This is a genomic window from Aureliella helgolandensis (genome assembly GCF_007752135.1).
Taxonomy (GTDB): Bacteria; Planctomycetota; Planctomycetia; order Pirellulales; family Pirellulaceae; genus Aureliella; species Aureliella helgolandensis.
In genome coordinates, this window is the sequence record NZ_CP036298.1 from 6,298,227 (window position 1) to 6,316,658 (window position 18,432).

Here is an 18,432-nt window from a genome sequence, read left to right on the forward strand (position 1 = left end):
TGCACCAAACTTATTCAACAACGATTGGAAAGTTACGATAGTAAAGTGGTTTTCCCTGGTAGGAAACCTCGGTTGTCTCCTGCTCACTGAGCTGGATTTCGCGAGTGCAGAACCAACGCAAATCTGTCGGTTGTCCGGCCCCCAGCTGAAATGTCGACAGTGGAATACTGGCGATCGCTTCCCAGCCCACCGACGTCTGGCGAACTTTCAATTCCCAGTTGGAATCCCAGCTACGGTCTAGATCCTTTGCGTCGTACTGGCTACCGCCTGCGTTGAAAGCGAACACGTAACGCGCCCCACCACCAAACAACCAAAATTCGACATGATCCCCCTTGGGCCAAGACTCTGCCTTGTCACCGGAGCGTGCCACAACCTGGGGTGGAAGATCTTCCAAGCGAAATCGCAAAAACAGAGAGTCACCGTCGTGTGCGGCTTGCAGCTTGGTGCTGGAAAATGCTTTCGGTTCATCACTATCGCGAGTAACAAGTTTGAAATCGTCGTTCACCCACGGTTTTTCCCATTGAAGTGAATCAAAGTCGTCGGCCTCGCCGCGCATCTCTGGAATATTGGCGATCATCAGCCTAGCCATATCCTTGCCGAATCCTTCGTATTGCTCACGCATGCGGCGAATCATGGTCTTGGAATGTGGATGCTGCGCAGCCCCTTCCGCCTCGCTCAACAACCTCATACATTCTTTCTCCAAACCACGGTCCACGATCAACCCCTGGTACACACCAGCAATGCTCGCGTGGCATGAGCTGAACGTATCGTTGTCTGGCGCCAACCAACTCGTTTTGATCAAATCGTAATAGGCCAGCATCTGTGGAGCTGCTTCGCGATACGTCCGCTGGATGTAGTAGTGGTACAGCGAATCAACATCTTGAGTGGGGTCCCAAAAAAGGCGAGTGTGAACCCACAAGTTCATTTGGCCGACATCCCAGCCGAACTGCCCATTACCGATTCCGTCGGTCCCAAAATCGTTGCTAATTTCTGCGTAGATCAATGAATTGGAATGGTCAGGTCGTTCCATCACCGCCCTCAAATTGGCCGCCGCATAGAAAGCTTGAGGCGAAGGTTTCGATTCAAAGTATTCGTAGAATCCCAGACGATCGGTCATGGTCAGCCATTTTTCGAACCGCCTCCCCCAAGGTTTCGGTTGTCGCGCGTCGAGCAGCGGGTAATGCAAGTTGCTGGTTGGATACGGCGCAAACCAAATGCCCAGATCTGGATGAGGAGTCACGCGGGGCGGCTCAGCGAAATGGATGTAGGCTAGAACATGAATCGGGACCTCTGGCCGCACTTTCTGCCATGTTTCCATCGCTTCGTTGATGAACATCATGATCTGCGTGGAGCGAAACAGCGGATCCTTGATCGAATCGGGATCCTGGCACTCCAGTTGAGTTCCATCTGGCAAGGCCAATGGAGCAGTGCATCGATCACATTGACAACAGAACCAATTGTCTCCCGGCCCCAAGCGAACATGATCAACCTTGCGACCGAACCTAGCCTCATGCTTGGCAATGTCTTCAGCCAGCCCTTCCGCCCAGATAGCTGGCAACCCGGGAACGCTCAGGCACATTGTTCCCTCGCCATGCTTGACAAAGCGACGAGATTTTTTGATTGGGTCGTATCCAAAATACTCTGGATGCAGCTCCTGGTGGCTAGCGATCGGCACAGCGAAATTTGTACCATAGGGTTCGATCAGATCAAGGTTCAAAAATCCGTCGTAGTTAGCACGCACATCGCGGGTGTTGTCGCGGTTGCGTAGTAACCACTCCCCTGTAGCGCGATGCGCCGGCCAGTTTGGGCCGAACCGACGGTTTAGAAATACAGGAATATCGATGAAGTCCGTGTCCGTCAGCTCAAAGTCCGGCGACTGCCCATGGACGGTACCAAAGTCTTCGTGGGGACGGGCAAAGATCAGGTCGCTGTTTCTTTCGAGAAGCGCGTACATCCCATACAACGTTCCACGCGGTCGACTGCCAAAGACATAGACGTTGTTGCCCTTGCGACGGACCGCGAACCCGTCGTTACCTCGCAGTGTTTCCAAATCCGTAGGAAAGGCCTTGCCGAAGGCGGTGCCCACAAAGACCTTGGTAGCTGTGCTGGCGTTAGGCTCGGTAACGATCGGTACCTCCGCGCCGGTAATCTTCTGAATCCAATCGCGGACATCCTTGGTCGCATACGCCTCAGCCGCGGCCGTATTCGGCGGCAGCACGAACTCTCCCACCGCCACCCTGGCCGTGACCAGAGATGCCGCTCCAACAGGGCATGCCCAAATGGCGGCAATCCCAAAGATCAACAACTTCAATTTCATGCTCATGCCATCCCGATAGTGCAGTTGCGTTCACCAACGCCTCGATCAACGCCTTCAGCCACATTGTAATAAAACCAACCCACGAGTTCTGCAGAGGCTATTCGATTTTGCTGCTACCGCTTTGGCGATGTACTCTTGCTTCGGAGCGGCGTCAAAGCCATTTGGTAATGCCTGCAACGCCACTTGCATTCTCACTAAGCCGATTCTGTCATTGCTGCAAAACGATCGATCGAGCGTTGCATGGACGTTTCACGCCAGCTCAAGGCGTGTAGAGTGCGACTCCATGAAGTCAGCAGGACCGATAAACGCAACGTCGCGATTGAGGTGTATCCAGATCGCACACCCGCGTGCGCCAACAGGAGTTCGGGCAGGCCTGCGCAGAACAATGGCGCGGTGGCGAGTTCCAGTTGGTACGTTATCTGAAGAACAAGAAAGAAATCTATCTATCCCCACCGGTTGAACAGTGACGAAGTTCTCGGCCCAAAGAATTTCCGGGCCAGAAACCGGCTAGATTGGGAGCGGCCGGAAGTGATCCGATGATGGCTGAGAAGGTGGGCGTTCCACCGCGCACCCCGCCCCTAGCCAGCCCATCGAAGGCCAGCTATCTGAGCTCCTTACTAAATCGCCCGTAGCGTTCAACGCGCGGATTGCGCAAGCAGAGTGGCAATGGCTGCTATTTCCACTGTTTCTCTCTAGCAATCCAAGTTGAGGCCTGGACGTGATGCAGGAGATGCCTCGAAATGCTGCCCAGGAAAAACCTCGCCAGGGCCGATTTCCCCGTATCGCCAAGAAAGAGAAGGTTGGTCTCTTTTTCGATAGACAAGTCTCGTAGACCGTCGCCGATATGCTTAGCCTCACGGACAATTTGATCAGTCGAACACTTAACTTTTGCCTTGCCCCGAATTTCAGCTAATGTCTTACTCGCTTCCGAAAGGGTTTCGGCATCGTAGACGTCTTCTTCGTCGATCAGTTGCGGCTTTTCAAAGAAGGTGGCCAGTGTAAGCGTTGCATCGGCTGGCCAATCAAACGCCAGCATTTGTTGGAGGGCAACTTTGGCTTGAGCGGACATGTCGTAGGCGAGTAGCACTTTGAATTTTTCTGCGTCAGCATCGGGTGATTCATGCGGCCGGACAACCAGGACGGGACATCTTGCATGATTAGCAACGAAGTTTGCTGTGCTGCCAAGAATGATTCGATACGCGGCAGAGTGTCCGTGCGCTCCAAGTACGATTAAATCGACATCCAGCTCCTTGCCTTTGTCCAAAATGATCTTCGATGCATGCCCGTATTCAATAACGTGCTCACATTGGAATCCTGCCGACTCTAAAAATGCCTTCGCCTCGGCAGCAGTCTCACTAGCGGCGTTTTCTTCCGCTTCTCCGAGTGGAAGTCCAACGTCATCGGTAAAACTGCCCACCAATGCGGTCACCAGCGTGACTTTGGGTTTGGCCGCAAATGGGAGGCGTGCCAAATAGTGCAACGCGGCCGCAGAAGCCTGAGATCCGTCAATCGCTAAGAGCAAGTGCATATATTATCCTTTTCGGTGTTAGTTCATAGACAACATTTGTGACGCAATATTCGTGCCAACTGGCACGTGGTACCCAATAGTGCGAAAAGTGATGTAGTTTGAGAATCCCTTAGCTGCTTGCAGCCCCGTTTGGTGCTGGCTACTGTGCGGAATCGCCCACTTTCAAACCGCGCGCAGTGCGAATGGTTCCACAATGCAGGCTCGCGTGCATGTTGGCAATTTTTTCCGCACGACTGTTTGCCGTAGGGGCGATGCCTGGGGGCACTCCACTTTCAATCAAATTGCTGATTACGAGCTCTGTACTTGGCTGGCTTCCATTTTGCGGTTTTCCACTACAATTTCCGCGTTCCCCGTTTCCGTTGACACGGCATGAGCGATCCGCCGTGTCAACGTGTTAATTCGTTTTAGATTTTCAAGAATGTCCGTTTCGACCTTAAAGGCTGCTAGTCGGTTGGGTTCGTACGCAACCAGACGTTTGAACAAATGAGAGGTTGCTTTGTCAGCTAGCTCGTTAACGCTGGTTTTACTTCCCACAGCATTTTGAGCCGCGGTCGGATCTTCGGTGCGCAGTGCTGCCAGCGCTTGATCGAATGCCCAGCAAACCTTCGCATGCACGGTTCGCAGCACAGCCACCGTAGACGGACTAACCTGAACACCGAGTCGCATTCGCTTGACTGCGTCGGTCAGCACATTGTTCTCGATGACATCGCCGACATTCTCCAAGTAGTTGGCGATTCCAATATACTGGTGAAGCTGCGTCTGCTGGGGCTCAAGCAATTTCTTTTGTGACAGCTTTCCTAAATACGTAATGATCACACCATGCAGCGTATCAACGTCCTCCTCGGCGCGTCGCAGGTTCTCGATATCCCTGGGCGTTCCGGCTGTGGCAACTCCGAGGGTCAACTCCAGCATTTTCTGATCCAATTCGGCTAAACGGGTCAACTCTCGACGCACCTGGTCGAGTGCCAATGCGGGCTGCTCTAAAAACATTTCGTCGAGAAACATGGGACGGATATCCTCGGGCTCCTCCCTCGCCGGAACGATCCAGTCCACCAGTTTCGACAACGGTCCAGTAAACCAAATGAACAGCAGTGTATTGCCAACATTGAATAACGTGTGCGCGTTTGCTATTTGTCGCGGAGTATCGATGGCAAGCCTAGCAGCACCAGAAAGATGCTCCGCGGCCGGTGAAATATGTCGCACCAGCTGTGCTAGCTGCGGAATAAAGAACATCCACAACAAGACGCCACCTAGATTGAAGAGAACGTGAATCCACGCTGCTTGGATAGCTCCGCGCGGTCGACCGAACGCTGCGATACTTGCCGTGATGCACGTACCGATATTCGCTCCGAAGATCAGCCCAATGCCTGATTCGAGGGAGATCAGCCCCTGACTCCCCAGCACAATGACAATGCCCGTCGTGGCAGATGAACTCTGAACGATGGCAGTAAACAGGAGTCCCACCAAAATACCCAACAGAGGATTTCGCATATTCTGAAGCATGTCGACGAATGGTGGCCAATCCCGTAGCGGGCCAGTCGCATTGCTCATCAATTCCATCCCGAAAAAGATCAGCCCTAGCCCCATCAGAACCATGCCCCAATGCTTGATCTTTTCCGACTTAGCCAGCACATCGACAAGAAAGCCGATTGCAATCATCATTAGGCCGTACTGATAGACTTTGAACGCGATAATCTGAGCGGTGAGCGTTGTTCCAACGTTGGCACCAATGATCACCCCGATGGACTGGCTAAATGTCAACAGTCCCGCCGAGATGAATCCGACCACGAGTACCGTCGTGACGGAAGACGACTGAATCACGGCTGTGACGATGGCCCCTGCAAATGCAGCGGTAAAGCGATTCGCCGTCATTTTCGCCAGCAGATTTTTCATACTGTCGCCAGCGACGGTCTGCAGACTGTCCGTCATCTGCCGCATGCCAAGCAAGAATAGCGCCAAGCCTCCACCGAGACCGGATATCAAAACGCCGACTTCCAGCGATGAAGAACTCACTTGAAAACACCTTAATGCACGATGCTCGGTAGCGGACCTTTCTAGTCAGCTAACCCGATCGTGCGTTCACCGCCGATTCGGCATTCGATAACTTGATGCGATCCTAGAAGGTTTAAATGCCGTTGGGCATCGAGGCACAATTCTTAGCGTGGACAAGGCACTTGCGATCACCGCACAGTTTCGATTCGTTTCAAGGGACTGCCCGCAATACACGCGCTCCCGTGCGGTGCGTTCCAGCGTCCGCCTAGTCACTGCAATCCCTCCTGCAATCCCTCCTGTAAGCCCTCCTGTAAGCCCTCCTGTAAGCCCCCACCTGCAAGCCCCTCTCGCAGCTCTCGATCAGCCCAACCGCCGACTTCCGCCGGGAACCGCCTGTTGCTTGAGGCATGGGGCGTTCTCGAGATCGAGGCTTACTTTCGGCACACTGGCCTCCTCGATCTCACGCCGAACATCCTAGAGACGAGGTGGAGAATCCTTAATAGCCTGCGGTGGACTTAGTCTGTCCACTCGTCAGTGCTGCGTTGGTTGTCAAACGACTTCGAGCGGTCTCAGTAGCTCACCACGAGCGGCCTACGGTAGGACTGGTCGATTTCGAGAACAGTTTCAATCCAGCACTTTTCGTTAAAATCGGCTCGCCAATAGGCAAAGTTGAGGAACACCTTGCACTCTTCCCACCACACAGCGACAAGAGCCGCCTAAGTTGACACTCGATGGATGCCATTTTAATCGAATAGTCGACTCTTGCGAGGGGCGACGACCTCAAGTAGTAAGCCGATGGAAATCCTCAGGACACAGGGCTGATTGTTCGCCGATAGGTTGGTGCGCGTTGTCGACCCCACGCCGAAGGCCCCACAGCTCCACCCCAGCGGTTGGCCAACAGTCCGTCTTGAACCTCGACTTGATTCCTGAGTGGTCATTGTGCATGGCAGAACAGACCTACGATTGAATTGTCGTGAACGTCGCAATCGGTTCCTGCCTAGCATCCCACGTGTACTGCGACGAGTCCGAGCATGCTCAGTTTGGCAGATTTCCCCTAGAGCGACGGCAAATCCCATAGTCCACTGACTGCGATTTCCAGGACCACCACAGCCAAAGAACACGACTCTCTCCTATAGCAATTCCTGCAGAATGAGGACTCGGTTCGGCAGCACGAAGATGCGAAAACTCAAGATCGCCAGCGCTGAGGAATGGCATTGCGGTAGGGTAGACGCAATTGTGTTCACGCAGGTGGGCACCTCGGCCCTGCCCATCCTTATCAACGAATTTTCATTTCCTCGCTTCAGACAATACAGGCTGTATGCGAAAGACCTCAATCGCTTTAAACTGAACAGAGTCTTTGCGGGGCAGAGCAAACCAGTCCCTCCACGGCCTGAGTTCCCGATGCAGGGTAGGAGAGAACATGACGGCGAATAAGACGAACAACTCTATTTCGAGCGACGATCTGATCCGGGCATTGAGTGAGTCGTCCGCGTATCCGCATGCCGCCCAATCGCCAGTCACAGTGCATGAGACCCATATTTCATGGGTGTTTCTCGTTGGTGAGTTTGCCTACAAGGTCAAGAAACCAATAAAGACCAGCTTTCTCGACTATGGAACGCTGGAAAAGCGACACAAATTCTGCGAAGAAGAGCTGCGGCTCGATGCACGCTATTCAGAGGGACTTTACTTAGAGGTTGTTCCCATCACGCTTGTCGACGGAACACCACGCATGGATGGACCGGGGGAACCATTTGAATATGCCGTCAAGATGTCTCGTTTTCCCGAAAATGCATTGTTAAGCCAGCGCCTTGAATTGGGCGCCCTCCCCAGTACCGAGATTCAACAACTAGCATCCACTGTCGCGAAATTCCACCAAGGCGCGTTCAAGATCGACAGCAACAGTCCATGGGGCAGGCCCGATTCAGTGCTTCGCAATGCCCTTGATAATTTCCAAGACCTGGAAGCAGCGGTCACTGGGGATGAGTTAACGACTTTGCAAGTCTTGAAGGCCTGGACTCTCGAGTACTTCGCGGAACATCAGCATGAGTTCCAACGGCGAATTGCGAACGGGTTCATACGCGAATGTCACGGCGACTTACATCTCGCCAATATTGTCTATTGGAACGGTCACCTGATGCCGTTTGATGGTATCGAGTTCAATGAGGACTTTCGCTGGATCGACGTCCTGAGCGATGCCGCATTTCTCGCGATGGACTTTGCGGCGCGTGGGCACCTGGAATTGTGCCGCAGCTTCATTAACGCCTACTTAGAACAGACTGGCGACTACGCGTCACTCACCTCACTACGGTGGTACTTGGTGTACCGCGCCCTGGTGCGAGCTAAGGTCGCAGCATTGAGAGCCGACCAGGCTGGGCAGAGCGAAAGCGATCGACAAAGGGCCCGGGAAGACTGCGCGCAGCACATCGACTTGGCGCATCGATTTTCAGTGCGTGAGGAGCCCTGCTTGTGGATTACGCATGGGTTCAGCGGAAGCGGCAAAACGACACAAAGCGAGATTTTGGTTCAACGGCGAGACGCAATACGCGTGCGAAGCGATGTCGAGCGGAAGCGTTATTCGGGGCTAGAAAGGAATGAGCGTCCGGATCAAAAAACGCAGCAAGAACTGTATTGCGAGTCAGCCACGCATGCTACCTACGAACGCCTTCGCCAACTGGCAATCGGGATTCTTCGCGCAGGTTATTCAGTGGTGGTGGATGCCACGTTCCTAAAGCGTAACGACCGTCAGCTGTTCAAAAGTACGGCGGATAGTGAGGGCGTGCGTTTTGCGATTCTTGATTGCCATGCCGACGAACAAACACTTCGGCAGCGCGTCGCCGACCGCGTGGCGAAAAACAACGATGCCTCCGATGCGAACATTCGAGTACTAGAGGAACAACTGGCTTCGCACGATCCATTGTCGGAACGTGAACTCAAGTATATTTGCGGTATACCAAGTAAGTGTCCCTAGAGGAATGACGGCACGCACCTTCACCTGCCAGTGGTGTGCGGATGCGGATCAACGGCGATCTCCATGCCACCGCCCGAAACGTGGGGCTCTGACAATGGTGGGAACAGCTACGGAAGCACAAGTATTCGAAAAAGCTGTGAACTCGAAAAAGCAGTGAACTTACAATTCCCAGAAAAGATCGCAGTCACCAAGGCGTGGTGGAAGCGGCTTGAATCAAACGAGATACTCCACCTCGATCACAGTATCCACAGTGATCGTGGGGCCCCCATTGTGGATCAAGGTAGTTTGAAGAATGAGAGTTATCGTTTTCAGCACAAAGCCCTATGATCGTCAATTCCTAGAATCTGCGAACACTTCATTCAATCACGATCTAACCTTCCTGGAAGCTAGATTGACGTTGGAGACAGTCGAACTCGTCAAGGGTTATGATTGTGTTTGCGCTTTCGTCAACGACCAGTTGAACTCCGAGGTGTTAGAGATCTTGGCCAACTACGGCGTGCAAACTATTGCCTTGCGCTGCGCTGGTTTTAACAATGTCGATCTCGCGGTAGCACAACAACGTGGCCTCAAAGTCGTCCGCGTTCCCGCCTACTCACCGTACGCAGTTGCCGAACATACCGCCGGCTTGGTATTGATGCTGAACCGCAATCTCCATCGGGCCTACTCACGGGTGCGTGACGGGAACTTTGCGCTCAGCGGGTTGCTTGGTTTCGATCTTCACGGTCGCACCGTAGGCGTTATTGGGATGGGGCAAATCGGTCAGGTCTTCGCCAAGATCATGTCTGGGTTTGGGTGCCGCGTGATCGCCTACGACAAATACCCCAACCAGCAATGTCGTGAACATGGGATAGAGTTTGTCGACCTCCCCAAGCTGTTCGCAGAGTCGGATATTATTTCGCTTCATTGCCCCTTGACGCCAGACACGCAACACATGATCAACGCTGCAACCATTGCCCAAATGAAGAGAGGTGTGATGATCATCAACACCAGCCGCGGTGCCGTGATTGACACTCAAGCTGTGATTCGCGGATTAAAGAGTGGGCAAATTGGCCATCTCGGATTGGACGTGTATGAAGAAGAAGCGGACGTCTTTTTTGAAGATCTATCCAATGAAGTCATCCCCGATGATGCGTTGTCCCGTTTGCTGACATTTCCCAACGTCGTCGTCACCGGACACCAAGCTTTTTTCACGAAAGACGCGCTGACCTGCATCGCGGAAACCACGCTTCAGAACATCACCTCGATCGAACAATTGGGGACGTGCAAAAACGAAATTAAGCGCTGAAGCCCTATCCCTAAATGATGCCTCCAGATGGCTCCGCCGATCGGCATTTTCCCGAACGGACCGGCAGAGCGGTTCGGCGACTATCCGCCAATAATTGTTCCAGTGGTCCTTAGTGAGATCGACCGGCCCGCTCCCAGGTGTGTCGAGTATCTATTGCCCTGAGCCGGCAAAACGCCAATCTGAGCACTCGAGCGCGGTAACCCGAACTGCTGATCTCGAAGGGCTAGGGGAGGTTGCTCGGTAGTGGAGGTTCCGTCTTAACGTCGCTTTTTTGTTCCCACCGGACGTCGTACCTTTTCCGTCGTCACTTTTTCGTCATTTCATGTACCAAACTGAGCATTGCTTGTGCATCGATGGGCTTGGAGAGATAGTCGTTGCAGCCCGCTTCCAGACATTTGCTCATATCGCCTTGCATGGCGTCTGCGGTCAACGCAATGATCGGACCGGTAAAGCCGAGCGCCCGCATTTGTCGGGCCGTTGAATAACCATCCAGAATCGGCATCTGCATGTCAAGCAGAACCAGGTCGGGGCACGTCGCACTATCAAAACAGGCGGTAATATGATCAATAGCATGCTGCCCGTCTTCGCATTCTTCCACCGTAGCGCCGGCTCCGGTGAGAATGCGTTTGCTCAGAAAGCGAATGTCGCGTCGATCATCAACAATCAGCACATGACAGGATAATTTCGATGGCGGAGCCAGCTTTAAAAACTCTTCTACATCAGAATTGGATTCATCGTATTCCACCAGCTCGGAATCGGCGATCTCCCCGGTCGCGATGTCAATCGTGAACGTGCTGCCAACGCCCGCAGTGCTACTGACTGAGATACGTCCGCCCAGTGTTTCTGCTAGTCGCTGACTGATGGCAAGTCCTAAGCCAGTTCCCCCAAAATTTCGGGTGACACTCGCGTCCCCCTGCGAGAAGGGCTTGAACAAGCGTGGCAGCTGCTCGTCCGAAATGCCGATACCTGTGTCAACTACATCGAACTGCAGCTGTTGAGTCTGGCGATTGAAGCGAACACGGATCTGGATGCGTCCCTTAGGCGTGAACTTGATCGCATTGCCAATGAGGTTGATGAGGATCTGCTTGAGTCGCTTGGCATCCGAATGGATCGTTTTGGGTAGTTTTCCATCGTACTCAACATCTAACGTCAATCCTCCTTCCTTAGCGCGGACCTCCATGATGCTACGCACATCTTCAACCAAACGATGCGGCTCAAAGCGTTCGCAATCCACATCCAGTTTATCGGCTTCGATTTTGGAGAGGTCCAAAATATCGTTAATAATCTGGAGCAGGTAGTGGCCGTTACGACGAATGGTTTGCAAGTGCTGGGCAGCTTCCTCCTGCTCGACCAAACCCTTCAACAGCTCCGCATAGCCTAAGATTGCGGTCATTGGTGTTCGAATTTCATGCGACATGTTCGCTAAGAACGCGCTCTTGGCTTCATTGGCAGCCTCGGCAACCGCACGTGCTTTCTTCAATTCCACTTGCGACTCATGTCGTTCGTGGGCATCGATGACTGACCCCACGTACCCGAGGAACTTGCCATCCGCATCAAAGCGAGGGCGTCCAGCATCGATAACCCATCGATAGTGGCCATCCGCGGTACGCAGTCGAAAATCAATTTCGTATGCGTCCCTTCGATCGGCCGCTTCCAAGAATGAATTTCGCGCCATTTCCCGATCTTCAGGATGAATCGCATCAGTCCAACCTAAGCCCAACCCTTCGCCCTCTGTTTGGCCAGTGAAGTCATACCATCTTTGCGAATGAAAATTGCAGTCGTAGTTCTCGTCGGTAACCCAAATCATCGCCGGCGCGGTATTGGCCATATTGCGAAAACGCTCTTCGCTTTGCGCCACCGCCAACTGCATTTCCCGTAGTCGCGTGATGTCCATCACGATCCCCGAACAGGTCTTGGTCCCATCGTTGAGGATGACTACCGACCCCCGTCCCTGGAAATATCTGGTTGAACCGTCTGGTAATTCCACGGTGTAGTCCTCACTGAACGTCCCGCCTCCTTCCAGCAACTCAGTAATCGATTTTCGAACTCGCTCTCGGTCTTCATCCACCATGCGTGAGGTAAAGTCGTCGTAAGCGATGGGGACTCCAACGTCGAAACCAAACATCCGCGTCAGGCTCTCATCCGCCGTAAACGCGCCCGTATGTAAATCAAAACTCCATGACCCGACACGACTGACAGACATGCTCAATTCGAGCAAACGCTTCGCCTGCGTCAATTCGGTGGCTGCGGCATATCGCTCTGAGATATCGACCCCGGAAGGAATCAGGTATTCGACGTTACCTTCATCATCGAACACCGGCGCGATCATGAAGTCAATCATCACTCCTTCGTCGCCGTGGGCGAACAGCGACACGTCGTAGCGCACGACTTCGCCCCGCAACGCTTGCTGCATTGCATCACGCGTCTTTGCAGCGACTGCGGGATCATAGCTCCACCAAGGTGCTTCCGCAAAATGCTTTCCAATAACGTCCTCGCGCCGAGTATGCGCGATTTCCAGCGAACTATCGTCGACTTCCAAGAGCATTCCATCGCGATCGATAACGCCGACCAGCCCCAATTGGTTGTTGATCACGCGCCGTAGATGAGCTTCGCGATTTGCCAATTCCTCTTCGGACCGGGCTCGTTCGATTCGAATGCCGACGCGATCGGCAACTTCCTGCAACAGCTTGCACTCTTCGGCGGTCCATGCGTGAGGCTCAGCAGCCAACGCAGAAACAACGAATTTAGTACCACGATCGGTGACATAGGCTGAGTTACAAAAGGCGCCGATATTGAACTGGCGAAAGCTCTCAACGATGCGTTCGTCTCGCCCCAGAACCTGCGTATCATTTGAAATCACTTGCTTTCCCGCAATCAATGCCTTGCGTTCGGTTTCGTCATGGAAGTTCCGAACTGGGTGTTTTCCAAGCAAGCTTGGTTCATCGCGTTGGTGATAGTCGCACAAGATGTTCGCAATTTCCCCTCCCTCGTCGAACTCGACCAACAGGCAGCGCGATAACCCCAGGAAGTTAGCCGTCAGCCTGGTGGAAACATCCATCAAACTGTCGACCGATGCCAATTGAACAAGTTCAGTTTGCAAATCGGAAATAAACGCAAGATTTAGTTCTTCCGCCTTACGCTCCGAAATATCTTGCACCAAACCGGTCACTTGCAAAGGAACACGATCCCGATCACGGTGAATGACGCCGCGTTCTTCCACCCAAATCATGCGGCCGTTGTGCGGTTGCATCAGTCTGAATTCAACACAATGGCTATCGGTATCGCTGGCGAATTCCTCCTCGATCCGTGCCGCAACCGACTCCCGGTCGTCCGGATGAACAAGCTGTCTATAACTAGCTAGAGTGCCGTCGAACTCTCCCTGGCGACAACCAAACATGGAATACAGCATCTCGGACCAATCCACACTTCCCGAGCTGACATCCCATTTAAATGTCCCCATCTTGCCAGCGTCGAGTGCCAACATTAGGAACTGCTCTCGCTCGATCACGGCTGCTTTCGCGGCATTGCGTTCGCTAATATCGACGGCAGATGGAATCAGGTGGGTAATCGTACCATCGCTCGAGCGAACGGGGCTGATCATGAAGTCAATGGTGATTCGCGCTTCGTCGGCCATGCGAGCCATCACATCGTAGCGCACCGTCTCTCCCGCCGCGGCTCTTCGCACCGCATCCTGCAATCGACTGATGGATACCTGGTCAAAGTTCCACCAATACGAGTCCCAAAACTTTTTCCCAATGACTTCGCTGCGATCGAGTTTGGCGGAGTTCATTGCAGCGGCATTAGCTTCCAAGAGCGTACCATCGACGTCCAAAACTCCGATCATGAAGAGCGTGTTGTCTATTACGCTACGCAAATGCGACTCGCGGTCGACGAGCTCCAATTCCCATTGCTTGCGTTCAGTGATATCTGTAGCCACGGCCGTAATGCTGAGCGGATAATGGGACTCATCCCGCCGAATGACTCCCCGTCCGGAAGTCCAGACGATACGATGGTCATCTCCGCGAATGATTCTGAAATCCATTTCATAGGAGAGACAGCTTCCGGTGAAGACCGCCTCAAGTCGCTCTGTAACGCGAGCACGATCATCGGGATGAATCAGTCTGAGAAAACCATCCCGCGTATTAGGGAACTGCTCTTCGGTATAGCCGAAAATCTTATACAGCTGGTCTGACCAAGTCACTCGATCGGTACTAACATTCCAGTGCCAAGTCCCGAGGCGGCCCGTATCCAGTGCCATCTCCAATCGCTGCTCGCGATCTAGCAGGCGTTGCTCCGACTCCTTGCGGGCGATGCATTGTGCCATTGCGTCGGCCATTGGAAGCAGTTGCTCAAACACCTCCGGTTCGATGCGATGTTTAGCGATCAAGGCGACAACACCGACGACGCGGTGCTCGACAATCAGCGGATAGCCGGCGAACGCCACGATCTCATTTTGCAAAGCCCACTGGGAATCGCCGATCTTCGGTTCATGGGGCGCATCGTTAGACAGCAGAGCTTGCCGTGTGGCGGCAATTTCACCGATTTTAAATTTACCCACAGAAACGCGACGGTCCGCTCCGCCGTGTTGTAGCGCCATGCCTGCAGTAGCGGTTGCCTCTAAGACTTGCTCCGCTCCATTCAACAGCCAAACGCGAGCGGAGACCGCATCCAGTCCGTCGACAATCTTCTGGCAGCAGATATCAAGAATCTCATTCAACGGTGCTTCCCCCGCCAGTGATAACGCTATGGAAGCATGCAGGGCCGCCAATTCTGCGCGCTGCAGCAGGTTGGCTTCGGCCTGTTTCCGCTCGGTGATATCGCGTAGATAGCCGGTGAAGAACGGCAAATGATCACGACCGCGTGAGACACTGATGGCCAACTCAATAGGAAACAAACTGCCATCGGCGCGCTGGGCCGTCAGTTCAACGCGCTGCCCAATAATACTTGAGCTACCTTCCCTCAGAAACCGAATCAATCCTTGCCGGTGTGAGTCGCGATAGTCCTCAGGAACGATCGTATCGGCTAACGATTTCCCGACAACGTCTGCAGCAGCATAACCGAAGGTCCGCTCCGCGGCAGGATTGAAGTCTACAATCTGTCCATCGGTGTCCATCGTAATAATGCTATCGAGCGCAGATTCTAGAATTGCTGTCTTGCGAGCTTCTTCATTTTGCAGAGTTGCGTGCAAGCGGCGCTGACGGATAAACTGCCCAATTTCACTACCAACAGACGCCAGCAATTGAATCAACTCAGGCTCGTGCACAAGCCGGCGAGTGGTGAAGATCTCGATCACACCTTTGAACTTATTTCCAACTACGATTGGTGTTCCAACACCACTAAACAAGTCGCTTTCGCTTGCCGCGGCAGAGCGGAGAAAAACGCCAGTCTCCTGCACATCACCAAACCAGACCGGCTTTCTACGCTTCCACACCCGTCCGGGTAAACCTTCACCGATCGCCAGACGGGTCTCACGACTGAGGTCAATGAACGGCCGACGCAAGTCATCAATTGCATCCGTCTCGACACAGTTCAAGAATTCCCCACGACTGTCGATCCTCCAGAGGAGGCAAACTTCCGCGGACAGCGATACACGCAGTGCGTTGAGGACACGCGGAATGACCGTTTCGAATGAATCGGCATCCGCCAAAAGTTGAGTTACCGCATGCGCCGCCGCCAGTCGCATGCGCAGCTTTTTTTGTTCGGTGATATCGTAGAACGTGACGACTAACCCGTCACGTTGCTTCCTTTCATTCACGTACGGCTGAATCCGTCGCATGTACCAAAGCCCATCCTGAGTCTCTACTTCATCTTCGACGACCAAGTCACCGACCAGCGACAGGTCGTCGGGAAAGGGGGGCATCTCGACCGAGGTGTGTGTGATGTGTCGCAGTGGGCGCCCAATATCAGTTGAAATCAGGTTGTAAAGCGATGTAACACCCGGCGTAAAGCTGCGAATGTGCATCTCATTGTCGAGAAACAGCGTGGCAATCTTCGTGCTGTCCAACAAATTCCTTTGATCGGACTCCGACTGCGCAATTCTACCGAGTACAACTTGAATCTCTTCTTTTGAGGTCTCCAGCTCTTCATTGGCCGATTGGAGTTCCTCGTTCATCGACAAAAGCTCTTCGTTCGAAGATTTCAGCTCCTCATTGGCTGCTTCCATGTCCTGCAGCGTACGTTCTAGATCGCTCCGCGTGGTCTCAAGTTCGCGCTCCATGTGGGCGATGATCGAGTCAGCATCCTGATTGCCCGTCGCGGTCGACTCCGGCAACAAGTCGTCGTCGCGGCGGACGGGTTCACCAGAATCGTGAAAGACGACCATCAGAATTTCATCGTGCTCCCCCAATTGCGGCATCGGCTGCACGGTCAACATCACTCGCTGGATTGAATCACCATCGTGAAGCGAAAGGTTATCGTGCGTAACCTTCTCACGTTTCTTGACCGCTTCAGCGATGGCCGCGCGCAGACCAATCCGCAGGCCAGGCTTGGCCATCTTGACGATACTGTTGTGGAAATCGCCTCCCGAAATCGACAGATATTTCTCAATACCGTTGGACGCATTCAGGATTTGGCCTGATTGGTCAATGATCACTGCTTTCGGTGCGAACTCATCCAGCAAGATCCGCTGCCGGATACCATTGAGGTCGGTCGCCGCATCGGGTTGGAGCCCGCCCGGCTGAATGACTTTCACTTCACCATGACGTAGCGCCATGATACTGGACGAACTGACAGCAGTTCCCTTTCGCTGCGAGATGCGAAATTTGGTATCGATGGGACGAAAAAGCTCTCCGTGTGAGGAGATCGTTTCGCTCGGGCCAAGAAACAAGTACCCGGAAGGACGTAGCGCATAGTGAAAAAGCGGAATCAGTTTTTCTTGCAGATGGGTCCCTAAATAGATCAGCAGATTGCGGCAGGCAACTAAGTCTTGCCGCGAAAAAGGCGGATCACTAATCAAATTATGCTTGGAAAACAGCACGATATCGCGAATCGGTTTTGCGACTTGGTACCGTTTGCCCCGTTTGACAAAAAACTTTTTGAGCCGTTCGGGACTGACGTGGTCTTCAATGCCCATGGGGTAGAGTCCCGCTCGCGCAATTTGCAGCGCGCGCTCATCAATATCGGTCGCAAAGATTTGCACACTGGGAGCTTGGTCCAAGCTCTCGGCGTATTCGCGACAAAGAATTGCCAACGAAAAGGCCTCTTCCCCGGTGCTGCATCCGGCCACCCAGATGCGGACGATTTCGCCAGTTGCCTTGCTTTCAAAAATTTTCGGCAACACGGTGGTCACCAGCGACTCAAACGCCTCGGGGTCCCGAAAAAAGGCCGTCACGCCAATCAGCAGCTCTCGGAAAAGGGCGTGCGTCTCTTCTTCGCTAGCTTGCAAACGCACCAAATAATCGGCAGCCGTTACAATGCGTGCAATTTGCATCCGCCGCTGGATACGGCGTACCAATGAGTTGATTTTGTAGTGCTGAAAATTGTGCCCGGTGATGGACAGCAAGTGTTCGGCAATGCGGGGGATCGCTTCGCCAATCTGCTTCTGCAGGCGCCGCACATGGGACGCATCACCAAACTCATCAATATGGCAAACATATCGCAACAACTCACTCGCAATTTCGCTTGGCCGACACACATGATCGGCAACGCCAGTCGTCGCAGCGCTGCGTGGCATGCTATCGTATTTGGCCGACGTGGCATCCTGAGCAAAGGTCAAACCACCTGTATCGCTGATCGCCTTCAGCCCGATCGCACCATCGCTGCCCGCGCCCGACAACACAATACCGACCGAAAGGTCTCCCTGATCTTCGGCCAGCGAAAGGAAAAAGTGGTCGACCGCCGACAACGGACTCTCATCAACGGCCGGCACCACCGGACGGATCGTGCCGTTCTTGATCTCCACAAATTGATCGGGGGGCGCGACGTAGACACACCCCGGCTTCAGCTTCTTGCGTCCGCTGATCTCGACGACTTTCATCTCCGTCGCCCCGGATAGCAATTCAGCCAACAGCGATTGACTGGACGGGTCATGGTGTTGCACGAATACGACCGCCAGGTGCGATGGCATGCCCAAATGGGCAAGCAGTTCTGTAAAAGCTTCGAATCCGCCAGCCGATGCCCCCACACCTACCGTGATAAGCCGTCCCGCAGTTTGAGAAGAAAATCTAGGATCGCCCTGCTTCATGGGTCGCTCAGTTAGGGTGTTTCGGTTGGTAAGGAACAATCAGTCCTAAGGTACCGTCCTCGATTTCCCCGGAAATCTTGTACGAACGGGATTCTGTCGAACTCTGTTGCAGAATATGGCTAGAACTGATTGAGCGATCCCACGTGAGGATCTAGCTTTG

General features: G+C 53.5%; 6 protein-coding genes. 2 read left to right on the forward strand and 4 right to left on the reverse strand.

Going from position 1 to position 18,432, the window contains the following annotated elements; genetic code table 11:
- Window positions 1-10: 10 nt before the first annotated feature.
- The 3 genes from Q31a_RS22120 to Q31a_RS22130 all read right to left on the reverse strand — a co-directional run bounded on the left by Q31a_RS22120 (window position 11) and on the right by Q31a_RS22130 (window position 5,858).
- Complete coding sequence (locus tag Q31a_RS22120; RefSeq protein WP_197355511.1) at window positions 11-2,317, reverse strand: DUF4838 domain-containing protein; 2,307 nt, start codon at window positions 2,315-2,317, stop codon at window positions 11-13.
- A 673-nt stretch (window positions 2,318-2,990) separates the two neighbouring features.
- Window positions 2,991-3,845 carry a universal stress protein gene (locus Q31a_RS22125; protein ID WP_145082678.1) on the reverse strand — a complete coding sequence of 285 codons (855 nt, stop codon included), beginning with the start codon at window positions 3,843-3,845 and terminating at the stop codon, window positions 2,991-2,993.
- A gap of 288 nt (window positions 3,846-4,133) precedes the next feature.
- The gene (locus Q31a_RS22130; protein WP_145082680.1) at window positions 4,134-5,858 is read right to left on the reverse strand and encodes a Na/Pi cotransporter family protein; all 1,725 of its coding nucleotides are present in this window, start codon (window positions 5,856-5,858) and stop codon (window positions 4,134-4,136) included.
- Between the two features lie 1,399 nt (window positions 5,859-7,257).
- Here Q31a_RS22130 and Q31a_RS22135 point away from each other — a divergent pair.
- Together Q31a_RS22135 and Q31a_RS22140 are read left to right on the forward strand one after the other, a co-directional pair.
- On the forward strand, window positions 7,258-8,805 hold the full coding sequence (locus tag Q31a_RS22135) for a bifunctional aminoglycoside phosphotransferase/ATP-binding protein (RefSeq protein ID WP_145082682.1): 1,548 nt from the start codon (window positions 7,258-7,260) through the stop codon (window positions 8,803-8,805).
- Window positions 8,806-9,097: 292 nt separating this feature from the next.
- On the forward strand, window positions 9,098-10,090 hold the full coding sequence (locus tag Q31a_RS22140; protein ID WP_145082684.1) for a 2-hydroxyacid dehydrogenase: 993 nt from the start codon (window positions 9,098-9,100) through the stop codon (window positions 10,088-10,090).
- 304 nt (window positions 10,091-10,394) lie between these two features.
- Here the strand turns inward: Q31a_RS22140 and Q31a_RS22145 are convergent, their stop codons facing one another.
- Entirely contained in the window at window positions 10,395-18,272 is a 7,878-nt protein-coding gene (locus Q31a_RS22145) for a PAS domain S-box protein (protein WP_145082686.1), read from the reverse strand.
- Window positions 18,273-18,432 lie beyond the last annotated feature (160 nt).